This is a genomic window from Ruegeria sp. YTSA072 (assembly GCF_059610285.1).
In genome coordinates, this window is record NZ_JBXWNI010000002.1 from 223423 (window position 1) to 240486 (window position 17064).

Below are 17064 nucleotides of genomic sequence, written 5' to 3' on the forward strand. Positions count from 1 at the left end.
CAGGAAGTCCTTTAGGGACCCATGGGAATAGGTCGCCAACAAACAGGCTACGCAGACCTGTGACCAAGCTATGAATACCGGTCCATAGCCATGACCTTTGTACAAGCGCAAGCCATGAGAAAACCCGCTGCAGGGTAAGCAGCGGGTTTTGCTATTCTCAGTCCTGAGGGATGATCCGCAAGCCCAGCTCCATCATCTGATCCGAGGTCGGATCGGATGGCGCATCCATCATTAGATCCTCGGCACGCTGGTTCATAGGGAACATCATGACTTCGCGGATGTTGGCTTCATCGGCCAGCAGCATCACGATACGGTCGATACCAGCGGCGCAGCCACCGTGCGGCGGCGCACCATAATGGAAGGCGTTGAACAGCGCACCAAAGCGGCTTTTCACTTCTTCTTCGCCGTATCCAGCCAGTTCAAAGGCTTTCAACATGATTTCCGGCTTGTGGTTCCGGATCGCGCCCGACACCAGCTCATACCCGTTACAGGCCAGGTCGTACTGATAGCCACGCACGTCCAGAGGATTGCCTTCCAGAGCCTCCATTCCGCCCTGCGGCATCGAGAACGGGTTATGTTCAAAGTCGATCGCGCCGGTTTCCTCGTCCTGCTCATAGATCGGGAAATCCACAATCCAGGCAAAGGCAAAGCGGTCTTTTTCGGTCAGGTTCAACTCCTCGCCGATCACGTCGCGGGCCTTACCAGCGACTTTTTCAAAGGCTTTCGGCTTACCGCCCAGGAAGAACGCGGCATCGCCGACACCCAGACCCAGCTGCTGACGGATCGCCTCGGTGCGCTCGGGGCCGATGTTTTTGGCCAGCGGTCCTGCGGCCTCCATCCCTTCGCCCTGATCGCGCCAGAAGATGTAACCCATCCCGGGCAGACCCTCTTTCTGAGCAAAGGCGTTCATGCGGTCGCAGAACTTACGGCTGCCGCCGGTCGGCGCCGGGATGGCGCGGATTTCGGTGCCTTCTTGCTCCAGCAGCTTCGCGAAAATCGCGAAGCCAGACCCGCGGAAGTGGTCAGAGACCACTTGCATTTTAATAGGGTTGCGCAGGTCCGGCTTGTCGGAACCGTACCACAATGCAGCGTCCTTGTAGGAGATCTGCGGCCATTCCTGATCTACTTTGCGGCCACCGCCGAACTCTTCGAACACACCGGTCAGAACCGGCTGGATCGTGTCGAACACGTCCTGCTGTTCGACAAACGACATCTCAAGGTCAAGCTGGTAGAAATCGGTGGGTGAGCGGTCCGCGCGCGGGTCCTCGTCACGGAAGCACGGCGCGATCTGGAAATACTTGTCGAAGCCCGACACCATGATCAGCTGTTTGAACTGCTGTGGGGCCTGCGGCAGCGCGTAGAACTTGCCCGGGTGCAAACGCGACGGCACAAGGAAGTCACGCGCGCCTTCAGGCGACGAAGCGGTGATAATCGGCGTCTGATATTCGCGGAAACCCTGTTCCCACATACGTTTGCGCATCGAAGCGACAACGTCCGAGCGCAGGGTCATGTTGTTCTGCATCGCCTCGCGGCGCAGGTCCAGGTAACGGTAGCGCAGACGCGTTTCTTCGGGGTATTCTTGATCTCCGAACACCATCAGCGGCAGTTCGTCAGCCGCGCCCAGAACCTCAAGCTCCCGCACGTAAACTTCAATCTCACCGGTCGGCAGTTTCGAGTTCACCAGCTCCGGGTCACGTGCTTTGACGGTGCCGTCGATGCGGATACACCATTCCGAACGTACTTTCTCAAGCTCGGCAAAAGCTGCACTGTCGCCATCACACAGAACCTGTGTCACACCGAAATGGTCGCGCAGGTCGATGAACAGCACGCCGCCGTGATCTCGTACCCGATGCACCCAACCGGACAGGCGGACGGTTTCACCGACATTGGCGGCGGTCAGTGCGGCGCAGGTGTGGCTGCGGTAGGCGTGCATGGATTTATCCCTTCGGGCGTAGAATTCGTCGCGCCGGTACACCCTGTCAGGCTTGGAAAGTCAAGGCAGGTCGCGCCGTCAAAACGGCCTTTGCACGTTGCCGGAATAGAAATAGATGCCCAGACCCGCCGCAAAGATAACATTCCCCGCAATAGCGTGCAGCAGGACCGCGTAAAAAAACGACCCGCGTTGGCGGTAGGCCCAAGTGAACAACAGTCCTCCGCCAAAGGTCATGATGGCGACAATCCAGCTCCAGTACATCAGGTGGGCCAGCGAAAACAGGGACGCGTTCAGTAGGTAAGCCGCCTTCCCGTTTGGAAGGATCGCCTGGTAGCGGCGGAAAAACAGTGATCGGAACAAAAGCTCTTGCGGCAGAGCCGAAGCGATCGGGTTCGCCAGCCAGATCACTGCCAGGAATTCGGGCCGGTAGAGAAGCATACGAAATGCAACATCCGGCCGCGTCGCCATGACGACCGCCGAGCAGAAAGCAATCATCATAACAGTGAACACAGCAAGCTCGCGCCAACTCCAGTTGCGCCAGTTGTACCGAAGCTCGGCCCAGGCAAAACCGGGCGTGTAATGGAGCAGGATGATACCGATGGCCGTGAAGGTGAACAGCGACGGAAACATCCAATTCGGAGGGAAGAAGACTGCAATCAGAACCGGTACTGCGACAAAGAACAGACCGAATTCCAGCCGTAACCGCAGGTGAAGCGCCCCGTCATGCGCCCAATCGCTTTGTTTGCTCACAATACCGCCAACTCCGCCCGGATCAGGCCACGTAAGGAATTCCCTACGAAAACTTTTTCCGCGTTTTTCAGATCGGTCAAGAACAAGACGCTTTCGGTAACCTGTTTATTATCAAGTAGTTCTTCACGTAGAATTCCCGGAAGCAATCCGCAGGTCAGCTTTGGCGTCAGACGCCGGCCGTCCGGCATGTGCAGGAACAGGTTGGTGATGGTCCCTTCGCACAGCTCGTCACGCTCGTTCAGGAACAGAAATTCGTCTATTCCGTCCGGCAGCGATGCGCGAGCCGTGTCATAAACAGAGCGCTGAGTCGTCTTGTGCTGCAACCAAACATCCGACGCGGAAAGCCGCATTTTGGTGACCGCGACCCGCCATAATGGTGGGTTATCGGCCAGAACCCCGGTTGTCACATCGTATGTTCCATCAACTGCCAGCGTAAGCCGGCAACGCAGAGGTGATGGCCCTACGACAGTGTCCAGTGTCTGGATGGCGGCGCACGCATCGAAAGGAATGCCCATGGCCGCAGCTGACCGAGCCATACGGGATAGATGCCGATCTCGGCGACCGAACCCTTGCCCGGGTCGAAAGGCCAGTGTTTCGATCAGGCGGAAGTCAGGGTCAGCTGGTGGGCAAAGCGAGCTTTCCATAGCGCTTCCTCATATTCCGATGGGGCCGTGCTGTCCCAGATAACTCCACCGCCGACGTTGAGGGTGGCCGCGCCATCCTCGACCATCAGCGTCCGGATCGCCACGTTGAATTCTGAACGCCCGTCCGGCGCGGCCCAGCCGATCGCACCGCAATAAACATCGCGAGGCCAGGGTTCGAGATCGGACAAAATCTCCATGGCTCGAATTTTGGGAGCACCGGTGATAGAACCGCAGGGGAACAGAGCCGTCAGGATATCGGACAGCTCGGCGCCCATATGCAGCTGCGCCTGCACCAGCGAGATCATCTGATGCACGGTCGCATAGGTTTCGACCTTGAACAGCTCGGGCACCTTGACGGATCCGGGCATCGCGACGCGGCTGATATCGTTGCGCAACAGATCGACGATCATCAGGTTTTCAGCCCGGTTCTTTTCGTCGACTGCCAGGAACGCCCGACGCCGGGCGTCTTCAGCCATATCCTCGCTGCGGGGTTGGGTCCCCTTCATCGGGCGGGTTTCGATCCCGCGGTCCGCGTTTGTGCCAAAGAACAGTTCAGGCGACCGGCTGAGTAGATCGGGCAACCCATCCTGCTGGATCAGCGCGCCATGACCTACGGGCTGTCCGGCCGTGAGCGCGGCATAAAGCGCGGCGCTATCGCCCTCTACAGTCATATCAATCGGGAATGTCAGGTTGGCCTGATAGATATCCCCTGCCCCAATGGCGTCATGTACGTGTTGAAACGCCTGCGTGTACCGTGCCTCGTCCCAGCGCGGTTCAAAATGGGTCACCCCTCCGGATGCAGCGGGCAATTCCCGCTGAATGGGGCGATCATAAACGCCGAAGCATAGTAAAGGCAGCCGGCGGCCTTCTGGCATGCGGTCAGACAGGCGCGGTTCCAGCACGTACCCCAGCTCATAGCTGGCGTAGCCAGCCAACCAAGCCCCTTGCGCGCGCGCCTCGTCCAGCGCCTCCAACGCTTGGGGCACGTCCTCCGCATTGTCCGCGCGGATCATTTCGGCTGGCCGGTCAAAACTGGTTCCTGGCCCGGCTGGCCCCTGATCAAAACGAATACGCAATTGCATCCTCATTTGTCGTGCTGCGCGGTATAGAGAATACGCCGTCAAGGGAAAGGGGGGAAAGCGGCAATTTCGCCCCTGTTTCCGATCCCCCTTGCACCTTTTTGCGCGGTCCCTATAACGCAGGACAATTTGGGCGCTTGGGGGTGCCCTGAATCGCGGACAATCGAAGGAACGTGGCCATGCCGAGAAGAACCGACATTCAGTCGATCATGATCATCGGGGCAGGTCCCATTGTTATTGGTCAGGCTTGCGAGTTCGACTATTCCGGCGCTCAGGCCTGCAAGGCACTACGGGAAGAAGGATACCGGGTCATTCTGGTGAACTCAAACCCCGCCACGATCATGACCGACCCCGGGCTGGCCGACGCAACATATATCGAACCGATCACGCCAGAAGTTGTCGCCAAGATCATTGAAAAAGAACGCCCCGACGCGCTGCTGCCCACCATGGGCGGGCAGACCGGCCTGAACACCTCGCTCGCGCTGGAAGAGATGGGCGTGCTGGACAAGTTTGGGGTCGAAATGATCGGCGCCAAGCGCGACGCCATTGAAATGGCCGAAGACCGCGCCTTGTTCCGCGAGGCGATGGACCGGCTGGGCATCGAAAACCCCAAGGCCGAGATCGTGACTGCCCCCAAGAACGAAAGCGGCAAGAAAGACCTGGACGCCGGTGTGGCGCTGGCCCTCGAAACCCTTGAAAATGTGGGCTTGCCGGCCATTATCCGCCCCGCCTTTACGCTGGGCGGCACAGGCGGCGGCGTGGCTTATAACCGCGAAGACTATATCCATATTTGTCGGACCGGCATGGATGCCTCGCCAGTGGGCCAGATTCTGATCGATGAAAGCCTTTTGGGCTGGAAAGAATATGAGATGGAGGTGGTGCGCGACACCGCCGACAATGCCATCATCGTATGTTCCATCGAAAACATCGACCCAATGGGCGTGCACACAGGTGACTCGATCACCGTTGCCCCGGCCCTGACGCTGACCGACAAAGAATACCAGGTCATGCGTAATCACTCGATTGCCGTGCTGCGCGAGATTGGGGTCGAGACCGGTGGTTCGAACGTGCAATGGGCGATCAACCCGGTCGACGGTCGTATGGTCGTGATCGAGATGAACCCGCGCGTATCGCGGTCTTCGGCGCTGGCGTCAAAGGCAACCGGATTCCCGATTGCCAAGATCGCCGCCAAGCTGGCTGTGGGCTACACGCTGGACGAACTGGACAACGATATCACCAAGGTCACCCCGGCCAGCTTTGAGCCGACCATCGACTATGTCGTCACCAAGATCCCGAAATTCGCCTTCGAGAAATTCCCCGGGTCTGAACCTTATCTGACCACCGCCATGAAATCGGTGGGTGAGGCCATGTCTATCGGCCGTACCATCCACGAATCGATGCAAAAGGCGCTGGCTTCGATGGAATCGGGTCTGACAGGGTTTGATGAGGTGGAAATCCCCGGCCTGAATGTCGGTGTCTGGGACGAAGCCGACGACAAGGCCGCCGTCATCAAGGCGATTAGCCAGCAGACGCCCGACCGTCTGCGCACCATCGCGCAAGCAATGCGCCACGGGCTGACCGACGATGAGATCTTTGGCGTCACCAAGTTCGACCCTTGGTTCCTTGCCCGTATCCGCGAGATCATCGAAGCCGAACGCCAAGTACGTAAAGACGGCCTGCCCGTGACCGAGGAAGGCATCCGTAAGCTCAAGATGCTGGGCTTTACTGACGCGCGTTTGGGAAATCTGACTGGTCGTGACGAAGACAACGTCCGCCGGGCGCGCCGCAATCTGGGCGTTACAGCCGTGTTCAAACGCATCGACACCTGCGCCGCCGAGTTCGAGGCGCAGACGCCCTATATGTACTCGACCTACGAAGCCCCCATGATGGGTGACGTTGAATGCGAGGCGCGACCCAGCGACCGCAAAAAAGTTGTCATCCTTGGCGGCGGTCCGAACCGGATTGGTCAGGGCATCGAGTTCGATTATTGCTGCTGCCACGCCTGTTTCGCGCTGACCGACGCTGGTTATGAAACCATCATGATCAACTGCAACCCCGAGACCGTGTCGACCGACTACGACACCTCGGATCGTCTGTATTTTGAACCACTGACTTTCGAACACGTCATGGAAATCCTGACGAAGGAACAGGAAAACGGCACCCTGCACGGCGTGATTGTTCAGTACGGCGGTCAGACGCCCCTGAAACTGGCCAACGCGCTGGAAGCCGAAGGCATTCCGATCCTGGGCACCACACCGGACGCCATCGACCTGGCCGAAGACCGTGAACGCTTTCAGGCGCTGGTCAATGATCTGGGCCTGAAACAGCCCAGAAACGGCATCGCTTCAACCGACGCGCAGGCGCTGGATATTGCTGAAGAGATCGGTTTTCCGTTGGTAATCCGCCCCTCTTACGTTTTGGGCGGTCGCGCGATGGAAATCGTGCGCGATATGGACCAACTGAGGCGCTACATCAACGAGGCTGTGGTCGTCTCGGGCGACAGCCCAGTACTGCTGGACAGCTACTTGGCTGGTGCAGTTGAGCTGGACGTGGATGCGCTGTGCGATGGCACCGACGTGCATGTGGCCGGCATCATGCAGCATATCGAAGAGGCCGGTGTGCATTCCGGCGACTCGGCCTGTTCGCTGCCGCCCTACTCGCTATCGGCAGAGATTATCGATCAGATCAAGGGCCAGACGTTCAAGCTGGCCAAAGCGCTGAACGTTGTCGGCCTGATGAATGTGCAGTTCGCGATCAAGGGCGATGAGATCTACCTGATCGAAGTGAACCCGCGCGCCTCGCGGACCGTGCCGTTTGTGGCCAAGGCGACCGACAGTGCGATTGCTTCGATTGCAGCGCGCGTCATGGCCGGTGAAAAACTGTCGAACTTCCCCATGCGCCCCGCATATAAGGAAGGTCAGGACACCAAGATTGCCGACCAGATGACGCTGGCCGATCCGGACATGCCGTGGTTCTCGGTGAAAGAGGCTGTTTTGCCTTTTGCCCGCTTCCCGGGCGTCGACACCATTCTGGGCCCGGAAATGCGTTCTACCGGCGAGGTCATGGGCTGGGACCGCGACTTCCCGCGTGCCTTCCTCAAGGCGCAGATGGGCGCAGGCATGGTTCTGCCGTCCTCGGGTCGCGCGTTTATCTCGATCAAGGACGCGGACAAGGGTGCGGCCATGCTTGAAGCCGCTCAGGTTCTGCTGGAACAAGGCTTCTCGCTTGTCGCGACCCGTGGCACACAAAGCTGGCTGGCCGAGCAGGGCGTTGCCTGTGAGATCGTCAACAAGGTCTATGAGGGTCGCCCGGACGTGGTCGATATGTTGAAAGACGGCCAAGTTCAGCTGTTGATGAACACCACCGAAGGCGCGCAAGCGGTTGAGGACAGCAAAGCCATCCGATCCATCGCACTGTATGACAAGATCCCATACTACACGACGGCTGCCGCAAGCCACGCCGCCGCGCTGGCGATCAAGGCGCAGGCCGAGGGTGATGTTGAGGTTAGATCGCTGCAGGGCTGATCGGCCTTAACCTGCTTACACGACCGAATGTTTCGCGCGCCCGTTGACCTCATGTCGCCGGGCGCGCATCTTTTCTGTGATTGAGCAGAAGGAAAAAAACAAATGCGCAGGTTTATGGTTTTCGCCGCAATGATGACGCTTGCAGCGTGTGATGTACCCTTTGTCCCCTTGATTTGAAACATCTTCAATAACCGTATTGCTTTGCATGTCCAAATCACCGCGAAAGTCAAAGAGTTCCACACCGCAGGTCTATAGCATGGCAACGCGGATGCAGTTGAACCCGGCACACGGGGCTTTTTCCCACCTGATTTTTTAGTCACCTATCTGCGTGATTTCGACGGAAACCAGTTGTCCCGTTTTACTATCACTACGATCCGGCATAGGATCCGGGCGTTTGATAAAACGCCGCTAGCAATGCCACTGCTCGGGCGATCAAGGTACAGGCGTAAGGCGATGCTGAGGTGAAATCGTAATAATGTCGGAGACAACAACATTGACACAACAGCGTCATCCTTTCTTAGCTTCCAGCAGCCTTTCTGAACTCGGCCTGCGACGTGAAATGAAGCCGGGTCATACCGGGCCGGACTACACCGAACACCTGTATGACTTTGAAACGTTCTGGTACGATGCCTTTTGGGACAAGGGGCTTTTAACGGTCATCTGCCCCAAGCTGTTCGGTCTTTATCATATCATCCGGGAAGGACAGTTTTTCCTAGGCAGAAATGAGGCGAGAAAACCCCGTCTGAAACAGCATGAATTTTATGACGCCCTCGTTTTCCAATCAAAAGAAATGCCCGCGACACTGAAGTTCGAATGGAATGGGGCGTGTGTTGAAACCCCCGTAAACTCGGTACAGTGCGACTCGGCCCCTTTCGCCGGAAAAAACGTAGCCGTAACCCAATCGCGGGACAACGACCTGACATGGATCGAAGATTTTGCCCGCTATCATTGTCAAGTCCATGGCCTGGAGCAGATGTTGTTTTTCGACAATGCTTCATCCAGATATGGGTTGGGCGATATCCGCGATGCGCTGAAACGAGGCGGCATTGGCAATCCGATCGTGCTGTCCTCCCCTTTTCGTTACGGGGTCGTGACACGGGACAAAAAGGGCAAGAAACGAGTTAACACCAAGTTTCTACAGACCGCGTTGCTGAACATTGCCCGTCTAAGATTCCTTCCTAGTGCTCGCGCTGTTCTGCAGTGCGACATTGACGAACTGGTCTGGAGTAAAGACGGCTCAATTTTCGATCTGACCAAGAAAAGCATCAAAGGCTTCATTCGTTTGGGTGTGGAATGGAGGTACCCTGATGCGAACCACACCGAATACTTCCGGCATTCGCATCACATACGCAATGTTCCTGGCGATAAGTTATGTAGAGCGAAGTATTGTATCGCGCCGTCTGGCCTCTTTGGATTCACATCTTGGCACGTTCACACGATCGGCTTATTGAGATCACGAGGCAGCCTGATAACCCCAAAGGACTGTGGCATTTGGCACTGTAAGGCGATCATGTCGAGCCCGTGGAGAAGCTACGAAGAAGGCGTCATGCCCTATTATGAGCAAGCTTCGGAAACAGAGGCCGTGTTTGACACCGTCAACTGGGCAAATAACCCGACCAGTTAAGAACCTGGCCGGGTTACATTGTTTGAAAAGGTCGCCCCGCGGGCAAACTTTTTTAAGCTGCGGCTTTTTTCATCTCACGCTTTTCATCTCGCGCGAAGAAGATCATGTAGAAGACGGGCGCTGCGACCATCGTCAGGATCGTCGCGAAGGCCAGGCCGCCCATAATCGTCACCGCCATGGACTTGAAGAACGCATCTGTCAGCAACGGCGCCATGCCCAGAATTGTGGTGATCGCGGCCAGCATCACAGGGCGCAGACGTGAGACCGAGGCCTCGATGATCGACTCGCGCAGGCCCTTGCCGGTTTCGCGGACCAGATCGATCTCCTCGACCAGTACGATGCCGTTTTTGATCAGCATTCCCGACAGGCTGAGCAGACCCAGCAGCGCCGTGAATGTGAACGGCAGACCCGTGCCCAGCAGCCCAATGACTACGCCATTCACGGACATCGGCACCAGCAACCAGATGATAATCGGCTGACGGATGGCGTTAAAAATCAGCACCGAAATCAGCACCATGATCAGCAGGCTGACCGGCAACTGACGGCCCAGGCTTTCGTTGGCGTCACCGGCGTTTTCGAACTCGCCACCCCACTCCATGCGATACCCTGCGGGCAGTTCCATCTCTTCGATGGCAGCGCGCACTTCCGAGTGGACCTGAGCCGCCGTCAGACCCGCCGGAATTTCGGCGCCGACGGTAATGGTCAGCACCCGGTCACGACGATGAACCAGCGTGTTTAGCGATTTGTACTCAAACCCGTCGACCATCTGTTCGATTGGCACAAACTTTTCGGACTGGTCCGAGTACACGACCTGATCGACGATCGAGTAATCTCCGTCCGCAGGCCGGCGGATGATGATCGGGATCAAACGGTCGCGTTCCCGGAAGACACCCGCCCTGATGCCATCGGTCGAAAATTGCAGCGTTCCGGCGATATCCTCACGGGTGACACCGGCCGTTTGCGCTCGTTCTGTCGCATAGATAGGCTGAACCGCCAGTTCTTTCTCACGCCAGTCCTGATAGACATGCAAAGCGTTCTCGGACGCACCGCGCATCCGCTGAATCGCCTCGTCCGCAAGCTGCCGCAGAACGGCCGGATCACTGCCCGAGAACCGGGCCTGGATCGGATCACCGCCGCCAGGGCCAAAGATCAGACGCTTGGTGCGGAACTCACCTTCGGGGAATTGAGCCGAGCCAAACGCCTCTAGATCAGCCTGCAATGCGGGGATGTCGTCCAGAGTTTCGGTGCGGATGATCATGTGGCCATAGCTGGGGTTCGGTTTCTCTGCCGAATAGGTCAGCAGAAACCGGGTTGCCCCCTGCCCAACAAATGTGGTGACGGCAACGACATCGTCGCGTTTGTCCAGCCATTCTTCGAATACAGCCATATCCTCGGCCGTTCGCGCGATGGGCGTACCTTGCGGCAGTTTGTAGTGCACGAAGAACAGCGGCGTGTTCGAATCCGGGAAGAACTGCTGTTTGACCAGTCCAAACCCGGCGAAACAGGCAACAGTGACGCTAATCAAACCGGCAACAACCAGCCAGCGGAACCGGAGCGCCCAGCGCAGGATGCTGCCGTAGACACGGAACATGATCCCGCCATAGGCATCCACAGCGCCTGCCTCACCCTGCTTGAAGAAATAGTGGCCCAGCATTGGTGTCACCGTCAGAGCCAGCACCCAGCTCAGCAGCAGTGAAATACCGATCACCGCAAACAGAGAGAACAGGAACTCGCCCGTCGCATCCGGGCTAAGACCGATCCCTGCAAAGGCCATGATCCCGATGACGGTCGCGCCCAACAACGGGATTTGCGTCTTGGAAGCAGCTTCATCCGCAGCATCGCGCGAGTTTTTCCCGCGCAGCATCGCGATCTGCATGCCCTCAGCCACAACGATGGCGTTATCCACCAACATACCCATCGCGATGATCAGCGCGCCCAGCGAAATCCGCTCCATCTCGATCGAGAACATCGACATGAACAGAAGCGTTCCCACCACGGTCAGCAACAGGGTTGAGCCGACAACAACCGCCGCGCGCCATCCCATGAACACCGCGAGTACGATAACCACAATGGTCACGGACATGGCGAGATTTACCAGAAAGTCATTCGAAGCCTGCTCGACCACCACGTGCTGTTGGTAGATCGGCAGGATTTCGACGCCAAACGGGATTTGCGAATCCAGCTCGGCGAATTTTGCATCAGCGCGTTTGCCGACCTCGACAATGTTTTCGGTGGACAGACCCGCAATGCCTAATGTGAAGGCTTCGGTGCCGTTGAACCGGATCATCACCTCGGGGTCGGTCTGGCGGCCACGAAATACGTCGGACATATCAAACAGGTTGATCACCTGCCCTTGCGAGCCTACCGACAATCCCGCAATCGCTGAGACACTGTCCGACCCTTCGGCAGTCAGGATGGTCGTGCGGTCATTCTCTGAGCGGACCGAGCCCGAAGCGTTCACCGAATCCGCATTGGCAATGGCCTCGTTGAGGGACTGCAGTGGCACATTCTGGTTCACCGAGATGGCCAGATCGGGCTCTACAAAGATCGCCTCTTGCGGCAGGCCCATCACTTCTACGTCTGCGACGCCTTCGACGGTCAGCAATTCGCGCCGCAAGTAGGTCGACAGTTCGTGTTTTTCAGCGTCTGAAAACCCATCAGCCGTTACCGCATAGAACAGTCCGAACACATCGCCGAACCTGTCATTGACCAGCGGTGCCTGCACACCGGAGGGCAGACTGCGGGCCGTATCACGCACTTTGGCGCGCAGTTTGGTCCAGATTTCAGGTAATTCGGTTCCGTCATATGTTGATTGGATCTCAACCTCGATCAGCGAAAGACCGGGCTGGTTCACGGATGTGATCGTATCAACCTCACCCATTTGCTGGATGGCGGATTCTAGTGGCTCGGATACCTCCAGCGCCACCTGTTCAGCGGTTGCACCGGGATATTGGGTCACGATGACCGCGTTTTTGATGGTGAAGGCCGGATCTTCCAGACGTCCCAACGACAGGAAACCCCAGACGCCACCAAACAGGGCGATCAGGATTATCAGCCACGTATAGATCGGGCGATCAATGGATGCGCGCGCAATGTTCATCAACCCGCCCTTCAGTTCGCAAAGCCAGCAAAGCGGCGAACGGCTTGACCATCTGTCAAGGTGCTGCCACCCGCGACGACGATCTCATCGCCATCGTTCAACCCTGTCAGAACACGGACTTCGCCGGTCTGCGTGGGTTCGATGGTAACCGGCACAAGCTGGACGGCGCCTTCATCGGCCCCAACCGGTGAAAACACCATGACACCCAGACCGCCCTCTGCGTCCGAAATGATGGCCGTTGCAGGCACAACGATACCTGTCCGAGCGTCCTGGACCTTCACATTCACGGTCACTGACGAACCCGGCAAAATCTGCAATCCTTCAGGTGGCGTGAGGCCAAATTGGATGCGGAAAGTCTGACCCACGCTCGAGGTTTCGGCGTCAAATTCCCGGATCTGCAGGGGGAAGACCTCGTCGCTGGTTGGAAACTTCGCCGTAATCGCAATGTCATCTTCCTGACCCGATCGTTGGAACAGGATTTCCGGAACATCTACTTCGATCCGCAATTCGGACATATCGTGGATACGCACGATGGGCGCCCCTGCGTTTACAGTGGTAAAAGATTCGACCGTTCGGCGTGAGACCAGCGCGTCAAACGGCGCGGTCAGTGTGGCGTGTTCCAGATCATATTCGGCATCGCGGACGGCGATATCCGCCAGTTGCGCTTCGGTTTCCGCGTCGTCCACCGCCACCTGGCTGGCTGTGGTTCCGCGCAAACGAGAAAGACGGGCCACGGTACGATCCGCCTGATCCTTTTGCAGGACAGCGCGGTCATAGCGGCGCTGGAATGGTTCCTGATCCAGTTGCGCGATCAGCTCGCCCTTGGGTATCACGAACCCCTCGGTCACCGGCATTTCGACGATTTGCCCGGAAACCTGAAAGGCCAGATCGACGGTTTGCCGCGCAGCGACGCGACCAAAAAACTGGCGCGAGAAGCCGGGCGATGTCTCTTGGACCATCATTAGTTTTACGGGCTTGGCGCTATCCTGCGCCAAAACGGAGGCGGCGAACACGGTCAGAGCGACGCTCAGTACAGTGAAGAGTTTCATTTCTTCAATCCCTCAGGAATTCCTGTTTTCATTATGTTTTCCCGGATCTTCCGGGCCAGTCGTGCAAACTCGGCAGTTTCGTCAGCATCCAGCCCAGAAGCTCGGCGGAACAGGTCTCCCGCCTCGGACATCAGAACCTGTCGCATCTCAAGCCCCTTGTCGGTCAGAACCAACAACCAAGCCCGACGGTCTTCTGGATCGCGCTGGCGGGTCAGGTACCCTGCCTCTTCCAGCGCGTCAGCGGTTGACGTGATTGTGGATGGCACCGTCAGCATGTCTGCAGCCAAAACGCCCATGCGTTTGGGTCGCTCAAGCTTGACCATCATATGGCATTCCTGATGACTCAACCCGACCTCTAATGCGTCCAGGCTTTCTTCCAGTTTCCAGTAGAGCGCATAGACCCCCATCATCGCCTGCACTTCAGGACTGAGGCAGCGGGCCAGCGCGCTATCGTCATGGGTCATCGGTGAATCCGTTTGTAACTTTGGCCTCGCATATACTTCGAAATATGAACTATTCAAGATGTGAAGTGGGTTTCAGCGCAAACTTTGACATTCCCTTGGGTCAACGTCTCTTGATCTAACCCATATATGACTGCATTTTGGGCGAATCCGAAACATTCAGGTCTTATCATGTACACGCCCGCGATCACCGGCTCAGGTGTTTTCACCCCCGAAAACGTCATCACCAACGCCGAGCTTGTCACGGCTTTCAATAAGTATGCCGACAAGATGAACGCCCAAAACGCAGACGCAATCGCGGCAGGTGAGATTGAGCCGATGCAGCATTCGTCGGAAGAGTTCATCTTCAAGGCCTCGGGTATCGAGAAACGCTACGTGATGGACAAGGACGGTGTTCTGGACCCTGACGTGATGCATCCATTGTTGCGTCAACGTGGCGATAACGAACCGGGCATCATGACCGAGATGGCCGTGGATGCGTGTAAAAAGGCGCTGGAACAGGCCGGGCGCAGCGCTGAGGACGTTGATCTGGTGATCTGCGCCGCCTCGAACCACGAACGCGCCTATCCTGCGGTTGCTATCGAGATACAGCAGGCCCTTGGGATCAACGGGTTCGGGTTTGATATGAATGTCGCCTGTTCTTCGGCCACTTTCGGGATTCAGGCCGCCGCGGACATGGTCCGCTCCGGCTCGGTCCGCGCCGCATTGGTGGTAAACCCCGAGATTTGTTCAGGGCATCTGGAATGGCGCGACCGCGATTGTCATTTCATCTTTGGCGACGTGGCCACCGCCACTTTGATCGAGCGGGTCGAAGACGCGAAGGGTCCGCATTTCGAAATTCTGTCAACACGCTGCGCGACCGAATTCTCGAACAATATCCGCAACAACAACGGCTTCCTGCGTCGTTCACGTCCTGACGGGGTGGTCGACCGCCGTGACATGCAGTTCATGCAGAACGGACGCAAAGTCTTCAAAGAAGTGCTGCCAATGGTCAGCAAGCACATCTCGGATCACATGGAATCTGAGGGTGTGGAGAATACAGACCTCAAACGTCTGTGGTTGCATCAGGCCAACAAGACCATGAATGACTTCATCGGCAAGAAAGTTTTGGGACGCGAACCCGAGTCTGGCGAACAGCCCAACATCCTGCAGGACTATGCAAACACGTCCTCGGCCGGTTCCATCATTGCGTTTTCCAAGTATTCAGATGATCTGTCAGACGGAGATGTCGGCCTGATCTGTTCCTTCGGCGCGGGGTATTCAGTTGGATCGGTGATTGTTAAGCGCCACGGGTGATATGCCGAGATCACTCGGGGCAAACACCCAGCCAAGGGCCGTCGCGGCTCTCGCGTGTTACTTCCAACCAACGGTTTGGCTCTGACTTACACCATTGGTACAAGGCTGGGTCTAGTGGCCGAGTGAACGTCGCTACAACCTGATCCGTTTCCAAATTGACCTGCTTTAAACCAGCTTCGGGCAATACCGCTTTCAGCGCATCACCTAGTGCGGACAACCCGGCCCGTGCAGCAATATCCGACGTCGGGAATTGTGTCGAAATGTGAAAACTGGAAAACGCCACTTCTTCATCTTTGGGCATTCCCCTTAAACCAGCGACAATCAGCTTTCGTCCCAGATCTTGAGAGGCAAGTTCACAGCCTCTGCTCGAGTTCCGGGGGCGGGGCCATTTCCAAAGTTCGGATCCCAAATAGATCTGGAGTTGCCCCTCATTTGGCAAAACGTAGCGGCCGGGACTTGTTTTGATGTCAGCAACGCTCGTTGCGCCATCAATTAGCCAGACAGCGTCATCGGTCACGTCCGCGGTCACTTCGGCCAACTCTTTCAGCTTGAACTTTTCATCCAAGACCGGGCGCACCAAAATCGCCTTCGGAAAAGCCTGCGTACAGACCTTTAAAATTACCCGAGACGTTTCGAGCGTGATCCGGTCCAAGTAAGCTCGAAGGTAGGTTGTTTGTCCGGACAGGTCAGTGTTTCTGTCTGCATCAGGGCTGGTTTCCGTGGGTACAACACCCTGAACAGTGACACCAAAATAGTGGCAGAACTGCCTCAGCGAAATCGTTCCGTCTAAGGTCGGGCCAACATCAGCTGACAAAATCGGCTCGGCGCTGATGGGGTCGGCACCGGGTTTTTCAGCAATCTGAACGCTCAGCCGACCGCCTCGGTAGCGAACATAAACATCCTGTTCGTCATGGGTTTGGCCATAGAACTGGCTCGGACATGACCCGCCGCCGTTCAGCAAGGCAAGGTCAAGATTCAGAGGTTTAGGAAGCTTGGGCGTATGGAAGTCAAACATAGTTTATCGCGTGATCCCCATGCGAGGGGTAATTGACCGTAGCAAAAACAAAGCAAACCGCCGTCAGCTCACGCTTTCCTCTTCCAGGTGCAGCTTCATGTCCAGCAGGACCTGTTGCAGCTGGCTCGTTTCCCTCAACAGGCGCTTGGCTTCGTTCACCGTGATGATGCCATCCTCGATCGCAGATTGATATTCGGTCATCAGCATCGCAAACCGCTGGCTCAGCGCGATGACGTCGGAATTCACTCCGCCAGTGCGGGGGCTGTCGTCATTGCGCCCATCATAGGACAGGGTGATATTTTTCAGATCGGCAAGCGCCGAGGTGACGTGAGGGAAGTTTGCCACTGCCTCAAGCCGCGCCACCGCATCGACCGGTATGAACCGATCAGTATGTTCGACATTGTCAGAATAATAACGGCCCAACGTGGCTTTGGATTTGCCGGTAATCTCGCACGCGGATTCGATTCCCACGTCTTTAACCAGCGCTTCTGTGTGTTTTTTCAGGTAGGCCCCGATATCTGCCATGTTTTTACCTTTACTGCCTGCACGCCCCACTAAATCTGCCATTGCGGGGGAAAGGGAAAAGAAA

12 protein-coding genes are annotated in these 17064 nt (G+C 57.0%); 3 read left to right on the top strand and 9 right to left on the bottom strand.

The features are described 5' to 3' along the window. Positions 1 to 157: 157 nt before the first annotated feature. The 4 genes from aspS to AC2FIB_RS05355 all read right to left on the bottom strand — a co-directional run bounded on the left by aspS (position 158) and on the right by AC2FIB_RS05355 (position 4409). Positions 158 to 1933, bottom strand: a complete 1776-nt coding sequence (aspS, locus tag AC2FIB_RS05340) for an aspartate--tRNA ligase (RefSeq protein WP_496841795.1) — start codon at positions 1931 to 1933, stop codon at positions 158 to 160. 78 nt (positions 1934 to 2011) lie between these two features. Continuing rightward, positions 2012 to 2683, bottom strand: coding sequence for a CPBP family intramembrane glutamic endopeptidase (locus AC2FIB_RS05345; RefSeq protein ID WP_496841796.1), 672 nt, complete (start codon positions 2681 to 2683; stop codon positions 2012 to 2014). After that, on the bottom strand, positions 2680 to 3327 hold the full coding sequence (locus AC2FIB_RS05350) for an aminotransferase class IV family protein (RefSeq protein WP_496733925.1): 648 nt from the start codon (positions 3325 to 3327) through the stop codon (positions 2680 to 2682). Before AC2FIB_RS05350 ends, AC2FIB_RS05345 begins: the two co-directional genes overlap by 4 nt. Further along, a complete protein-coding gene (locus AC2FIB_RS05355) occupies positions 3282 to 4409 on the bottom strand; it encodes an aminodeoxychorismate synthase component I (protein WP_496841797.1) in 1128 nt (375 codons plus the stop codon). Before AC2FIB_RS05355 ends, AC2FIB_RS05350 begins: the two co-directional genes overlap by 46 nt. Positions 4410 to 4585: 176 nt before the next feature. On the opposite strand from AC2FIB_RS05355, the gene carB reads away from it, so the two are divergent. Together carB and AC2FIB_RS05365 are read left to right on the top strand one after the other, a co-directional pair. Beyond that, positions 4586 to 7930, top strand: a complete 3345-nt coding sequence (gene carB, locus AC2FIB_RS05360) for a carbamoyl-phosphate synthase large subunit (protein ID WP_496733921.1) — start codon at positions 4586 to 4588, stop codon at positions 7928 to 7930. A gap of 475 nt (positions 7931 to 8405) precedes the next feature. Then, the gene (locus AC2FIB_RS05365; RefSeq protein ID WP_496841798.1) at positions 8406 to 9554 is read left to right on the top strand and encodes a hypothetical protein; all 1149 of its coding nucleotides are present in this window, start codon (positions 8406 to 8408) and stop codon (positions 9552 to 9554) included. A gap of 52 nt (positions 9555 to 9606) precedes the next feature. Here the strand turns inward: AC2FIB_RS05365 and AC2FIB_RS05370 are convergent, their stop codons facing one another. The 3 genes from AC2FIB_RS05370 to AC2FIB_RS05380 are packed head-to-tail and all read right to left on the bottom strand — an operon-like array spanning position 9607 to position 14167. Beyond that, entirely contained in the window at positions 9607 to 12654 is a 3048-nt protein-coding gene (locus AC2FIB_RS05370) for an efflux RND transporter permease subunit (RefSeq protein ID WP_496841799.1), read from the bottom strand. An 11-nt stretch (positions 12655 to 12665) separates the two neighbouring features. Beyond that, positions 12666 to 13703, bottom strand: coding sequence for an efflux RND transporter periplasmic adaptor subunit (locus tag AC2FIB_RS05375; protein ID WP_496841800.1), 1038 nt, complete (start codon positions 13701 to 13703; stop codon positions 12666 to 12668). Further along, a complete protein-coding gene (locus AC2FIB_RS05380) occupies positions 13700 to 14167 on the bottom strand; it encodes a MarR family winged helix-turn-helix transcriptional regulator (RefSeq protein WP_496733916.1) in 468 nt (155 codons plus the stop codon). Before AC2FIB_RS05380 ends, AC2FIB_RS05375 begins: the two co-directional genes overlap by 4 nt. Positions 14168 to 14335: 168 nt before the next feature. On the opposite strand from AC2FIB_RS05380, the gene AC2FIB_RS05385 reads away from it, so the two are divergent. Next, positions 14336 to 15460 (top strand): beta-ketoacyl-ACP synthase III, encoded by a 1125-nt coding sequence (locus tag AC2FIB_RS05385; RefSeq protein ID WP_496733914.1) that lies wholly within the window; start codon positions 14336 to 14338, stop codon positions 15458 to 15460. Between the two features lie 10 nt (positions 15461 to 15470). On the opposite strand, the gene AC2FIB_RS05390 is transcribed toward AC2FIB_RS05385, so the two are convergent. After that, positions 15471 to 16475: a hypothetical protein gene (locus tag AC2FIB_RS05390; RefSeq protein ID WP_496733912.1), complete on the bottom strand. Its 1005-nt coding sequence runs from the start codon at positions 16473 to 16475 to the stop codon at positions 15471 to 15473. Positions 16476 to 16538: 63 nt separating this feature from the next. Beyond that, entirely contained in the window at positions 16539 to 17000 is a 462-nt protein-coding gene (locus AC2FIB_RS05395; protein ID WP_496733910.1) for a hypothetical protein, read from the bottom strand. Positions 17001 to 17064 lie beyond the last annotated feature (64 nt).

Bases quoted from the DNA above. Each gene is read 5' to 3' on its own strand.
- aspS (WP_496841795.1), bottom strand. From the start codon at position 1,933: ATGCACGCCTACCGCAGCCACACCTGCGCCGCACTGACCGCCGCCAAT.
- AC2FIB_RS05350 (WP_496733925.1), bottom strand. From the start codon at position 3,327: ATGGAAAGCTCGCTTTGCCCACCAGCTGACCCTGACTTCCGCCTGATC.
- AC2FIB_RS05355 (WP_496841797.1), bottom strand. From the start codon at position 4,409: ATGCAATTGCGTATTCGTTTTGATCAGGGGCCAGCCGGGCCAGGAACC.
- carB (WP_496733921.1), top strand. From the start codon at position 4,586: ATGCCGAGAAGAACCGACATTCAGTCGATCATGATCATCGGGGCAGGT.
- AC2FIB_RS05365 (WP_496841798.1), top strand. From the start codon at position 8,406: ATGTCGGAGACAACAACATTGACACAACAGCGTCATCCTTTCTTAGCT.
- AC2FIB_RS05370 (WP_496841799.1), bottom strand. From the start codon at position 12,654: ATGAACATTGCGCGCGCATCCATTGATCGCCCGATCTATACGTGGCTG.
- AC2FIB_RS05375 (WP_496841800.1), bottom strand. From the start codon at position 13,703: ATGAAACTCTTCACTGTACTGAGCGTCGCTCTGACCGTGTTCGCCGCC.
- AC2FIB_RS05380 (WP_496733916.1), bottom strand. From the start codon at position 14,167: ATGACCCATGACGATAGCGCGCTGGCCCGCTGCCTCAGTCCTGAAGTG.
- AC2FIB_RS05385 (WP_496733914.1), top strand. From the start codon at position 14,336: ATGTACACGCCCGCGATCACCGGCTCAGGTGTTTTCACCCCCGAAAAC.
- AC2FIB_RS05390 (WP_496733912.1), bottom strand. From the start codon at position 16,475: ATGTTTGACTTCCATACGCCCAAGCTTCCTAAACCTCTGAATCTTGAC.
- AC2FIB_RS05395 (WP_496733910.1), bottom strand. From the start codon at position 17,000: ATGGCAGATATCGGGGCCTACCTGAAAAAACACACAGAAGCGCTGGTT.